The organism is Paraburkholderia sp., from assembly GCF_047605525.1.
In the GTDB taxonomy this organism is placed as follows: Bacteria; Pseudomonadota; Gammaproteobacteria; order Burkholderiales; family Burkholderiaceae; genus Paraburkholderia.
In genome coordinates this window covers 96464-108300 of record NZ_JASGFN010000023.1, presented here as the reverse complement: position 1 = coordinate 108300, position 11837 = coordinate 96464, and the positions used below count along the sequence as shown (strand labels likewise).

Genomic DNA, 11837 nt, shown 5'->3' with positions numbered 1-11837 from the left:
AGCGCTCACGCGATATCACCGCGCCCGTCGGCCAGCGATGCGCACGGATCGGCATTGTCATTCAGAAAGGAAAACAGCACGCCAGCCACGATAGCGCCCGACAACGGCGCGGCCCAGAACAGCCAAAGCTGGTCCAGCGCCCAGTTGCCGACAAAAAGCGCCTGCGCGGTGGAGCGGGCGGGATTGATCGCGCCATTGGTGACAGGAATGGACACGAGGTAGGCAAGCATCAGACAGGCGCCGGGGACGAGTGGCGCGAGCAGCGCAATCTCTTTGCGCCTCGCGACCAGCAGGCAGGCCATGACGAAAACGAAAGACAGCACGAACTCGATGACGAGCGCCGAGTGCAACGGGTAGTCGGCCGGCGAATGGGCGCCAAAACCGTTCGCCGCGAAATTGCTCGCACCGAGTTCGAAGCCGGGCCGGCCGCTCGCGACGTAGAAGAGAAACGCGGCGGCAAGCGTGGCGCCGGCGATCTGCGCGGCGATGTACGGCAACAGGTCTCTGACCGGAAAGCGCTGCGCGACCGTGAAGCCGATGGTGACGGCGGGGTTGAAATGCGCGCCCGAGGTCCTGCCGAACGCGTAGCTCGCGGTAACGAAAGCGAGGCCGAACGCCAACGACATCTGCAGCGCGCCGCTGCCTTCCAGCACCCCGGTGGTATCCAGCACGGTACTGCCACATCCGATGAAAACCAGCCACGCCGTACCCACGCCTTCGCCCCACAATCGCTTACCCAGCGTGACCATTCGTGCTCGCTCCCATTCGTCCAGATATGAAGCAGAAGGCACCGCACGACCGTACGAAGACAACTGCATTGAATCGCTGATCGGCTCTCGACCAGGATCGTTGAAATGACCGGACCAACTGCGATGCCAGACGAGCATGCGATAAGCCGCGGTCAATTGCTGATTATTAAGTGCGTCCCAGGTCGCGCCAATCAGAAAAGTCCTGGATAACCGCACCTTCTGAATCATCTTCATCCGAACGGGAGACTTTCAGGTATAGGACTGCGTCATATCAGTCCGATTTGACTCGCGTAGTCGATCAGATCTCCTTCTGTTTCCAGGCCGAGCTTGCGCATCGCACTGCGCTTCTGCGTGCTGATGGTCTTGCCGCTGCGCCGCAGACGCACGGCGATCTCATGCACCGCGAGACCGCGCGCATAGAGCTGGAACACTTCCCACTCGCGCGCGCTCATCGCGCCGGCAGACAATGGCGGTTTGAGTTGCGCCGCCTCGAGCACCGCCCGCACCTGCTCCGACAGATGAATGCTCCCGGCCGCGGCCGCTTCGATCGCGTCGACCAGGGTCGCGGCGGCATCGCGTTTGTCGACGATGCCGGCCACGCCGATGCTGCACAGGCCGGACAGCATGGGCGCGCGGCTGACCATCGTGAGCACCACGACCTGCGGATGCGGCTGACGCCGTAACAAGCGGCGCAACAGCGGCACCGCGCTGCCGTCGCCGTCGAGTCCCGGCATGCGGATGTCCGACACGAGGACGTCGCACGCGCGGACATCGAGCAGTTTCTCGAGCGCGAGAATGCCGGTCGCTTCACCGACGATTTCGATATTCGGCCGCTGCCGCAACAGATGTCTGACGCCCGCGCGAATGCAGTCGTGATCGTCCGCCACGATGACGTGGATCTTCTTTGCCATTCTTTATTGTGTTGTCGACCGACATGCCGAGCACTCAACGTGCTTCCCCCGGACCATGCCGATATTGATACGACTCGCCGCGCGTACGCGCGGCACATCACTGCTTTTTCAGCGCGCCTGCTCGAACTTCATTGACGGCCCTGGTTACGGCTTTGCTTGCGGCCCTAGCCGCCGCCCCAACTCCGGCCGTCGGACACCACGCCATGTTCCAACGCGAACCGGAACAGTTCGGCGTCGCTATTGAGCGCGAGCTTGCGCATGGCCATGCATTTCTGCGTGCTGATCGTCTTCACGCTGCGCCCGAGACGCGCGGCGATCTCGGTGACGCCGAGCCCGGACGCGTATTGCGTGAATACCTCGAGTTCACGGCGCGACAGCGTGGCGCGCACGATATCGAGCCGCCGACTCAGCGACACGTCAGTCAGCAGCGCCCGCACCACCGGCCCGACATAGCACTCGCGCGCGAGCGCCATCACCACCGCGACATGAATCAGATCGATCCGGTCGCGCTTGCTCAGCAGTCCGTCGACACCGAGCGACATCACCTTGCGCAGCGTCGCCGCCTCGGTTTCCATCGTGAGGATCACGAGCGCGACGTGCGGGTAGCGCGCCTTGAACTGTCTGACCGCGTCGAACCCGCTGCCGTCGATGCCGCCCGGCATGTAGAGATCCATCAGCACGAGGTCGCATGGACTGCGGTCGACCGCGAGAAACAGTTCGTCGACATCGGCCGCGCGGCCGACCACCCGTAGGTCCGGATACCTGCCGATCAGATGTTCGATAGCCAGCAGAACCAGCGGATGGTCGTCCGCGATGATCGCTCGAACGGGCGTGCCTGCCGCGGCAATGGGGCATTGTCTGGCGCTCCTCATGCCTTTCATCTCCTGAGGTCCATTTACATACGGGGGAATGCCCGCTATCGCAATGGTTGAAGATTTCTTACCCCATGGACATAAGAACGCTCCGAAATGGCAAGCGAATCATCCACCGCCCATGTCCTGGCTATCCGCGTCGGGAGAAAACATCCCGCAAGCGCGCACACGCGAAAAAAGACCGGGATTGTCGGTGACGCCGAAGCGCGCCATCGCTTCGCGTTTTTGCCGGCTGATCGTGCGTGGATGACAACCGAGCGCCGCCGCGATTTCCGCGATCGACTCGCCCCACACCAGCCTGCGCACGATTTCGCTCTGCCGTGCCGACAGGCGCGGCACCGCGCGATGCGCGTCGCGCCGCGCTCGCGCGAGCAGCGCGACGACGGAGCGGCTCAGATAGCGCGTGCCGCGCGCGCTTTCGAAGATCGCCTGCTGAAGCTCGCCCAGCGAGTCCGCCTTGCCGAACACGCTGATCGCGTCGTCCGCGACGAGCGCGCGCAGGATCCCGGCGTTCGTTTGCCCGGTCGCGACGACGACGCGCAGCGCCGGCCAGTCACCGCGAATGCGCCGCACGAGGCTGGCGCCATCTTCGATGATGCCGGCGGGATCGGGCATCGACAGATCGATGACGAGCACGTCGCAACGCGTGCTTTGCAATAGCGCGATCAGCTCGGCGGCCATGCGCGCCTCGCCGACGATGGCGACGCTCGCGCGCGTTGCCAGCATCGACCTGTAACCGAGCAGAACGAAAGGATGATCGTCAGCCAGAATGATTCGAAGATTCGCCACGATGTTTCTCGCCGTTGCAGGAGTGTTGGCTTGCCTGCCGGCAGCGGATCCCGTGCCGGACAACGCTATAAAATCACCCATGCAATTTCGCGAAAATCGGAGCGTTCCGAATCCGCTTGAAAACTGATAGCTCTTCGCGGTTTGGTCAAACCTTCGACAGGCAGCGAAAGCACCTCCACGCACTTCGCCGCCGGCAGTTTCCACGCCGGCAGTTTCCGATTACCCGCCCCCTCACGCCGCGTCGCAGGCGCGAGCCGTGCGTATCGCGCGCGCCGGCGCCGCGCGCGGCAATACCGGCAGCGCGATCAATGCGCACGCGCTCGCCACCGTCCACACCAGCGGCCACGCCCCCACCGACAGCAGCGCGGGAATCGCAAGCGGCGTCAGGAACAGCGTGAGGAACACGCAGGTGTTGCCCATCGCGAGCGCGGTGCCCGCGCGGCTCGTGCCGGCGAGCGTCGCGAGTTCCGTGAACGCGACGCCGTGCCACGCCGACGCGCTCACGCCGCCGAGCACGATCAGCACCGCGAACAGTGCCGCAAGCGCCGCGTGATGCATGCCGGCGAGCCCCGTCGCGAGCGCGAGCGCCGCGAACAGCACGGCGGTCAGCAGACTGCAGCCCCGCATATACGCGCGACGATTGCCGCGCCGGTCGGTCCACGCGCCGCTCCAGACCCGCGCGATGGCGGCGCCGGTCTGTACCGCCGCCATCGTCGCGCTGATCGCGAGCACGCCGGCACGGCTGAAGTCATGCAGGAATACGGTGCCGAACGTGATGACGGCGATTTGCGGCATGCACAACGCGCCCGCGCCGAGCGCGACGCGCCAGATGCGCGGGTCGCGCAACGGCGAAATGGCCGCTGCCGGCGCGCTGGCAGCCGCACCGTGCCGGCGAGGCGAATGCGCGCCGTCCGCAGCCTTCGCGCCCTTCTCTCCTTTCGCGGCCACCGCTTCGTCCCCATGCGCGGGCTCGTGCAGCCAGCGCCACGCAAACAGCGCGGTCGTCGCGCATGCGAGCGCCAGCACCGCATACGCGCTCGCAAAACCGAAGCGCGACGCGAGCACCGGCAACACCAGCGCGCCGAGCCCGCCGCCCGCGGGCACGGCGGTCTGCCGGATGCTCATCGCCAGGCCGCGCTCGCCTTCGCGGAACCACGCCATCACCGCGCGGCCGCTCGATCCGTTGACGCTGCCGCCGAGCAAACCGACCAGCAGCAGGCCGGACGCGAGCAGCGTCACACCGGGCACATGCGTGCCGCCCGGCGACACGAACAGCGCGAGGCCGGCGAGCGCGGCCGCCGTCGACAGCAATCCGAGCAGCAGCACGCGGCGATCGCCCCAGCGGTCGGTCAGCAGCCCCCACGGCAGTTCGCTGAGCGCGATGCCAAGGCCGAGCATGCCGAGCACGAGGCCGAGCCCGTCGTTGCCAAGGTGATAGCCCGAGCGCAGAAACACCGCGGTCGTCGGGATACCCGAGAAAGCCGCCGAAAAGCTCGCGTTCGCGGCAAAGCCCACGCCGAGCACTTTCCAGCGATGCTGCGCGCCACGCGCGCCCACCACAGATCCGTTTTCCATCACACCCTCCACGATGATTTCGGGGGTATGCTACGGCTAGGCCTTTCATCGGAAAAGCCGGAAATTCAGATCAATCCAATCGGAAAATCCGAATCATGAGCCAACGCGGTTTTGACCTGACGCAATTGCGGACTTTCGTCGCCGTCGCCGAATCGGGCAGCGTGTCGGCGGGTGCCGAGCGCGTGTTCCTGTCGCAGTCGTCGGTAAGCGAGCAGTTGAAGAAGCTCGAGGAGCGCGCCGGTCAGCCGCTCTTCGTGCGCGGCCGGCAAGGCGTGAGTCCGACGCCCGCGGGCGAGCGCCTGATCGATCATGCGCGCCGCATCATCGCAATGAGCGAAGCGGCCTTCGACGACCTGCAAGGCCGCTCGCTCGACGGCGAGTTGCGCATCGCAATCACCGACTATTACCGGCCGCACGACATCGCGCGCATCCTGAAGACGTTCTCGGAGCAGCACCCGCGCCTGAAGCTGCATGTGACCGTGCTGCCGAGCACGGTGATCGACAGCCGCGCGGACGATCACGCATCGTTCGACATCGGTCTGTCGGCGCGGCTCGTCACGGGTCAGGCACACGGGCGCGGCCCCCGTGCGGCCAGCACCGTGGTGCGCCGCGAAAAGCTGCTCTGGGCCAGCGCCGCCGATGCCGCGCCGCGACCCGCCGCACCGTATCAACTGGTGCTGCTGCCGACGACCTGCCAGTTGCAGCGTTTCGTCGTCAAGCTGCTCGACGAGCACGCGGTGCCGTACGTCGTATCGCATTCGGCGTCGGGCGTGGCAGGGCTGCAACTCGCGTTGAAGGCGGGGCTCGGCATTTCGTGTCTGAACGAATCGTCGCTCGGCGGCGGCGTGGTCGCGTGCGCCGCCGGCATCGGCTTACCCGCGCTGCCGGCTCTCGAGTTTCATCTGCTGCCCGGCCGGCCCGGCGAAACCGAACTCGTCAGCAATGCGCGCGCGGCATTGATGCGGCTCTTCGCATAACGCGCATCACGGGTATGCGGCGAACATGACGCGCTTATATGAAACGACAGTCAATTACCTTGATAAAAATCAAAATACACGCATTACGCAATGCAGTTTCCATCGATAAATTGCGTTATCGCAAATGGAAATCGCTTTAGTTTGCCTCTATGACGGCCGGCTAATATTTCGTCGGCCATTCTCTATTGACGCGTCCGATAAATTGCTGCAACCTGCTAATCGCCGCGGGCATTCGCGCGTCATCCGCTGCTTTCCCCGTCGGCCTGAAAGCCGCCATCAGCGGCGCATCCAGCGCATGCCGCAGGCGCGGCACGCCGTCGCAAAACATGGTTTGAATAGACAATTGAATTACCGCAGCGCATCAATACTTCGTCAGCCCGGACAGGCCCGTTCCGATTTTCTGTTAATGCAGTCGTTATAAGAAAGAAAACAGGTAGACCCGCCATGCGTCGTTTGATGGACTTGCAACGCAATCCGTAAGCGGACATGAAAAATAAATCAAGAGAAGCACGTTCCCCAACGAGGCCTCGCGTGCATCGTAGAATGATCGGATCTTCGGTTCTGTTCGTGCTGTTCGCGCTTCACGTGCTATGCGGCGGCGTGGCGTTCGCGGCCACCGATGCATCCGCCGCCGCGACCGGCGCAATGCCGTCGGCAATGGACGAACGCGTGCGAGCCTGCACGTCGTGTCACGGCGTGCAAGGCCAGGGCCGCAACAACGACTACTTTCCGCGTATCGCCGGCAAGCCGGCCGAATATCTGTTCAACCAGCTCACCGCATTTCGCGACGGCGGCCGCACCTATCCGCCGATGGGCTATCTGCTCGCCTTCCTGCCCGACGACTACCTGCGCCAGATCAGCCGGTATTTCGCCGACCTGCAGCCGCCGTATCCCGAATCCGATCATGCCGACCTGCCGCCGAGCCTGCTCGCCACCGGCGAACGGCTCGTGATGCACGGCGACCCGGCGCGCGGCATACCGGCGTGCGTCGCCTGCCACGGCGCGCGCATGACCGGCGTGCAGCCGGGCATTCCGGGGCTGCTCGGGCTGCATGCGAGCTATATCGCCGGACAGATGGGCACATGGCGCTCGGGCACCCGTCACGCGCTCGAGCCGGACTGCATGCACACGATCGCGCTCAAGCTGAACGACAACGACATCGCCGCGGTATCGAACTGGCTCGCGCGCCAGCCGCGCCCCGCCGATCCACGGCCCGCACCGGCATCCGCGCAGCGGCTGCCTCTCGCTTGCGGGAGCCAACCGCAATGAAGCCGACATTCTGCTCGCCGGTTTTGCCGCGCTCGCCGAAAGCGAGCCTGACGCGCCGTCCACGCCCGCTGTTGCGCCTGGTCAGGCGCGCTGCCGCACCGGGCTTGCGCTCGCGCGTTGTGCCGCTGCTTTGCGGATGGGCGCTGTCCCTGCGCGCCGTCGCGCATCGCACTGCTTCTTCGCGAGCAGCCGGTCTCGCCGCGATCGGCGGCATCGTGCTTGCGCAACTGATGCACGCACCGCTGATCGCAACCGCGCACGCCGCCTCCGCCACGCCGCCCGCCGCGCAAGCCACCGCATCCCCAGGCGCCGACACCCGCTCCGACATCGTCAAGCGCGGCGAATACCTCGCGCGCGCCGGCGACTGCATCGCCTGCCATACCGCGCCGCGCGGCAAGCTGTTCGCCGGCGGCCTCGCGATGGAAACGCCGTTCGGCACGCTCTATTCGCCGAACATCACGCCGGACCCGCAGTACGGCATCGGCACGTGGAGCGAGGAAGCGTTCTTCAAGATGATGCGCACCGGCCGCAAGCCGGACGGCTCGCCGATCTATCCGGCGATGCCGATCGCCCAGTACACGAAGGTCACGCGCGAGGACTCGGACGCGATCTTCGCGTTCCTGCGCACCGTCGAGCCGGTGCGTCAGCCGAACCGCAAGCACACGCTGCGCTTCCCGTTCAACCAGCGCGACCTGCTGTACGGCTGGCGCACGCTGTATTTCCGCGAGGGCGAGTTCAAGCCCGATCCGACCAGGTCGGTCGAATGGAATCGCGGCGCGTATCTGGTCGAAGGGCTCGGCCACTGCACGATGTGCCACACGCGCATCAACATGCTGGGCGGCTCGTCGCCGCGCGAGCAGTTCGCGGGCGGGCTGATTCCGGTGCAGAACTGGTACGCGCCGTCGCTGACCTCGGACAAGGACGGCGGCCTCGGCGACTGGAGCATCAAGGACATCGTCGATCTCTTGCAGGCCGGCATCTCCGATCGCGGCGCCGTCTACGGTCCGATGGCCGAAGTCACCTATCACAGCCTGCAGCACCTGAGCGACGAAGACGTCCGCGCGATGGCTGTCTATCTGAAATCGCTGCCCGACAACCAGGGCCGCAAGACCGGCCCGAGCGCGACGCCCGACCCGCAGGTGTTCGCGCTCGGCAAGCAGATCTACGCGGACAAATGCGCAATCTGCCACGGCGCGAACGGCGAGGGCCAGTTGCCGCACTATCCGCCGCTCGCGGGCAATCAGTCGATCGAAATGGACTCGGCCGTCAATCCGATCCGGATCGTGCTGAACGGCGGTTTCCCGCCGGGCACGAAGCGCAATCCGCAGCCGTTCGGCATGCCGCCGTTCGGCCAGGAGCTGAACGATGCCGAGGCGGCCGCCGTCGTCACGTTCATCCGCACCGCGTGGGGCAATCATGGCCTGCCGGTGACGGCCCGCGAGGTCAACGAGCTGCGCAAGGCGCCGCTGCACTGAGGTGCCGTGCCGACGCGCCGCACAGGAGAGAGAGCCATCGAGATGGAAGCAAACGACCCGCATAGCACAGCCCCGCCGACCGACGACGAAGTGGAGCGTGTCGTCGCGGCCGGCCCGGGCGGCGCGATCGCCGTCGCCGGCGTCGCCGTGCTGATCGTGATGGCGATCTGGTTCGGCTTCTACTTTTTCGCGTTTCTGCCGCGCGGGATCATTCATTAACCATGTCGACCGATTCGAATCATCAACCGGATAGCGGCCACGCGGTCGCGTTGCGCGCCGAGCGGCGCTGGGCGGTCTTCGCCGTCGCGCTGATCGTGCTGATGCTCGCCGTGATCGTGTTCTCCGGCGTGCATTGGGCGATGATGCCGCCGTCGCGCGTCGAGACGATCGATCCCGCGCGCCTGCAGCTATCCGGCGAATTCGCCGAGGACAATCTCGGCAGCGCGGTGCAGCCGGACGGCTCGGTGATCGTGCGCTTCGTCGCGCAGCAGTATTCGTTCACGCCGCAGTGCCTGCTCGTGCCCGCCGATACGCCGATCACGATCCGCACCACCAGCGCCGACGTCGTGCACGGTCTGCTCGTCACCGACACCAACATCAACACGATGGTCGTGCCCGGCTACGTCGCGACGCTGAACACGCAGTTCGACCATCCCGCCGATCACACGATGCCGTGCCACGAATTCTGCGGCTTCGGCCATCAGACGATGTGGGCGCACGTGAAGGTGATCGACAAAGCCGCCTTCTTCGAACAGGCCCGACAAACACGGAGGCTGAGCTGTGTTTCACGCTAAGCGACTCGTTCTCGCGCATTTCTGGCTCGCCTTCATCACGTTCGCGATCGCGCTATGCCTCGGCGCCTGGCAGATGCTGGTGCGCAGTCCGCTCGCGCCGTGGGTCGGCGACCCCGAGCTGTACTACCGTTCGGTGACCGCGCACGGCACGGTGATGGCCTACGTGCTGCCCACGCTGGTCGCGATGGGCTTCGGCTACGCGATCGTCGAGCTCGCGCTCGCGCAGCGCCTCGTCGGTCTCAAATGGGCGTGGGCCGCGTTCTACATGCTGCTGGTCGGCGCGGTGATGGCGATGGTGCCGGTCGCGCTCGGCAAGGCCTCGGTGCTCTATACGTTCTATCCGCCTATGATCGGCAGCCCGTTCTATTACCTCGGCGTCGTGCTGGTGGTGGTCGGCTCGTGGATCTGGGTGGCGCTGATGCACGTGAACCTGCGCATCTGGAAGCGCGCGAACCCCGGCAAGCCGGTGCCGCTCGCGATGTTCGCGAACGTCGCGGGCGCGTACCTGTGGGCGTGGACCGCGGTCGGCGCGGCGCTCGAAATCCTGTTCCAGATCCTGCCGGTCGCGCTCGGCCTCACGCGCACGATCGATGCCGGCCTCGCGCGCATCCTGTTTTCGTGGACGCTGCACGCGATCGTTTACTTCTGGCTGATCCCGGCCTACATCGCGTACTACACGCTGGTGCCGCGCGCGATCGGCGGACGGCTCTACAGCGATTCGATGGCGCGCGTGTCGTTCATCCTGTTCCTCGTGTTCGCGATGCCGATCGGCATCCACCATCTGTTCGCCGATCCGCAGGTCGGCTCCGGCTTCAAGTTCCTGCATGCGGTGTTCACCGGCATGGTGTCGGTGCCGACGCTGCTGACCGTGTTCACGATCTGCGCCTCGGTGGAAATCGCCGGCAGATTGCGCGGCGGCAAGGGCGCGTTCGGCTGGCTCACCGCCCTGCCGTGGCGCAACCCGATGATGCTGGTGGTCGCGTTCTCGTTCGTGATGCTCGGCTTCGGCGGCGCGGGCGGGCTCATCAACATGAGCTATCAGTTGAATTCGACCGTGCACAACACGCAGTGGGTGACCGGGCACTTTCACCTGATTTTCGGCGGCGCGATCGTCATCATGTACTTCGCGATCGCGTACGAGCTGTGGCCGCAACTGACCGGCCGCGCGATCGTGTCGGCGAAACTGGTGCGCACGCAACTGTGGCTGTGGTTCATCGGCATGATGGTCGTGACGCTGCCGTGGCATTACGTCGGCCTGCTCGGCGCGCCGCGCCGCATGGCTTACTACGACTACGCGATGTCGGGCATGCAGGGGCAGGCGTTCTGGGTCGGCGTGTCGGCGGTGGGCGGCCTGATCCTGCTCGTGTCCGGGCTGCTGTTCATCTACATCCTCGCGAAGTCGCAATTCGGGCCGCTCGCGCAGCCGCAGACGTTCCGCTTCGCGAGCGCCGCGCATCCGGTCGAGCGCGTGCCGGTCGCGCTCAACAGCTTCGGCCTGTGGGTCGCGCTGATGATCGGGCTCACGGTCGTCAACTACAGCGTGCCGATCGTGCAGTTGCTCAGACTGCCGCAGACTTCCGTGCCGGCGGTCGTGATCGGAGCGCCGCGATGAACGACGAACGCCTCTTCACGTTGCGCAACCCGTGGTTCGTCTGGAGCGTCGGCGGCACGCTCGGGATTGCGATCGTCGCGATACTGATCGGCTTCATCTGGCTGCCGTCGGCGAGCAGCGCGTTCGGCGACCGTAGCCTGTGGGCGCGGATCTGCGGCGCGGCGGGCGTGCCGTCGAGCTGGTACAGCGGCAGCAGCGTGAGCCACGTGCCGAGCGAGGTGGTCGTGCTGCCGCCTTCGGGCCGGGTTCATCCAGCCGCGGATGCGATCGGCCGCGGCGCGACGATCGCCACGCAGCACTGCTCGATGTGCCACGGCGTGCTCGGCACCGTGCAGGTCACGGCGCCCGCGCTCGCCGGTCAATACACGGACGCGGTCTACAAGGAACTGCGCGACTACCAGAGCGGTCAGCGGGAAAGCGCGGTGATGCAGGCGATCATCGCGGCGCGCAGCGATCAGGATCTGCACGATCTGGCGGCCTACTACGCGTCGCTCGCGCGCGCGCCCGCCGCGGAGAAAACGCCGGCCGGCGTGGGACCGGACGCGACCGCGGTCAGGCTCGCGATGCAGGGCGATCCGCAGCGCAATATCGCGCCGTGCGCGGCCTGCCACGGCGAGCTCGATCGCAAGGGCGCGGCGCCGTGGCTCGGCGGGCAATCGTCGCAGTATCTCGCGGCGCAGTTGCGCGCGTTCGCTTCCGGCGAGCGGCATAACGACATCAATGAACAGATGCGCAACGTCGCGCGGCAGATGACGCCGGAGGAAATCGATAGTCTGGCGAAGTATTACGCGGCCATGCAGTAGCGAGCCGTCGA

At 65.9% G+C, this 11837-nt stretch carries 12 protein-coding genes; 7 read left to right on the top strand and 5 right to left on the bottom strand.

Annotated elements, in window-relative coordinates; translation table 11 throughout:
- Positions 1-5 precede the first annotated feature (5 nt).
- The 5 genes from aqpZ to QM685_RS28155 all read right to left on the bottom strand — a co-directional run bounded on the left by aqpZ (position 6) and on the right by QM685_RS28155 (position 4896).
- Positions 6-749, bottom strand: a complete 744-nt coding sequence (gene aqpZ, locus QM685_RS28175) for an aquaporin Z (RefSeq protein WP_415121624.1) — start codon at positions 747-749, stop codon at positions 6-8.
- 266 nt (positions 750-1015) lie between these two features.
- Complete coding sequence (locus QM685_RS28170) at positions 1016-1660, bottom strand: response regulator (protein ID WP_415121622.1); 645 nt, start codon at positions 1658-1660, stop codon at positions 1016-1018.
- Positions 1661-1824: 164 nt separating this feature from the next.
- On the bottom strand, positions 1825-2532 hold the full coding sequence (locus QM685_RS28165) for a response regulator (protein ID WP_415121620.1): 708 nt from the start codon (positions 2530-2532) through the stop codon (positions 1825-1827).
- A 108-nt stretch (positions 2533-2640) separates the two neighbouring features.
- The gene (locus QM685_RS28160; protein WP_415121618.1) at positions 2641-3321 is read right to left on the bottom strand and encodes a response regulator; all 681 of its coding nucleotides are present in this window, start codon (positions 3319-3321) and stop codon (positions 2641-2643) included.
- A 231-nt stretch (positions 3322-3552) separates the two neighbouring features.
- Positions 3553-4896, bottom strand: coding sequence for an MFS transporter (locus QM685_RS28155; RefSeq protein WP_415121616.1), 1344 nt, complete (start codon positions 4894-4896; stop codon positions 3553-3555).
- A gap of 95 nt (positions 4897-4991) precedes the next feature.
- Between QM685_RS28155 and QM685_RS28150 the strand changes: the two genes are divergently transcribed.
- The 7 genes from QM685_RS28150 to QM685_RS28120 all read left to right on the top strand — a co-directional run bounded on the left by QM685_RS28150 (position 4992) and on the right by QM685_RS28120 (position 11826).
- A complete protein-coding gene (locus QM685_RS28150; RefSeq protein WP_415121614.1) occupies positions 4992-5873 on the top strand; it encodes a LysR family transcriptional regulator in 882 nt (293 codons plus the stop codon).
- 531 nt (positions 5874-6404) lie between these two features.
- Positions 6405-7142: a c-type cytochrome gene (locus QM685_RS28145; protein ID WP_415121612.1), complete on the top strand. Its 738-nt coding sequence runs from the start codon at positions 6405-6407 to the stop codon at positions 7140-7142.
- Positions 7139-8617: a c-type cytochrome gene (locus tag QM685_RS28140; protein WP_415121610.1), complete on the top strand. Its 1479-nt coding sequence runs from the start codon at positions 7139-7141 to the stop codon at positions 8615-8617. Before QM685_RS28145 ends, QM685_RS28140 begins: the two co-directional genes overlap by 4 nt.
- A gap of 42 nt (positions 8618-8659) precedes the next feature.
- The gene (locus tag QM685_RS28135) at positions 8660-8836 is read left to right on the top strand and encodes a hypothetical protein (protein ID WP_415121608.1); all 177 of its coding nucleotides are present in this window, start codon (positions 8660-8662) and stop codon (positions 8834-8836) included.
- A gap of 2 nt (positions 8837-8838) precedes the next feature.
- The gene (locus QM685_RS28130) at positions 8839-9411 is read left to right on the top strand and encodes a cytochrome C oxidase subunit II (RefSeq protein ID WP_415121606.1); all 573 of its coding nucleotides are present in this window, start codon (positions 8839-8841) and stop codon (positions 9409-9411) included.
- Positions 9398-11023: a b(o/a)3-type cytochrome-c oxidase subunit 1 gene (locus QM685_RS28125; protein WP_415121604.1), complete on the top strand. Its 1626-nt coding sequence runs from the start codon at positions 9398-9400 to the stop codon at positions 11021-11023. The genes QM685_RS28130 and QM685_RS28125 overlap by 14 nt, the downstream gene beginning before the upstream one ends.
- Entirely contained in the window at positions 11020-11826 is an 807-nt protein-coding gene (locus tag QM685_RS28120; protein ID WP_415121602.1) for a c-type cytochrome, read from the top strand. Before QM685_RS28125 ends, QM685_RS28120 begins: the two co-directional genes overlap by 4 nt.
- Positions 11827-11837 lie beyond the last annotated feature (11 nt).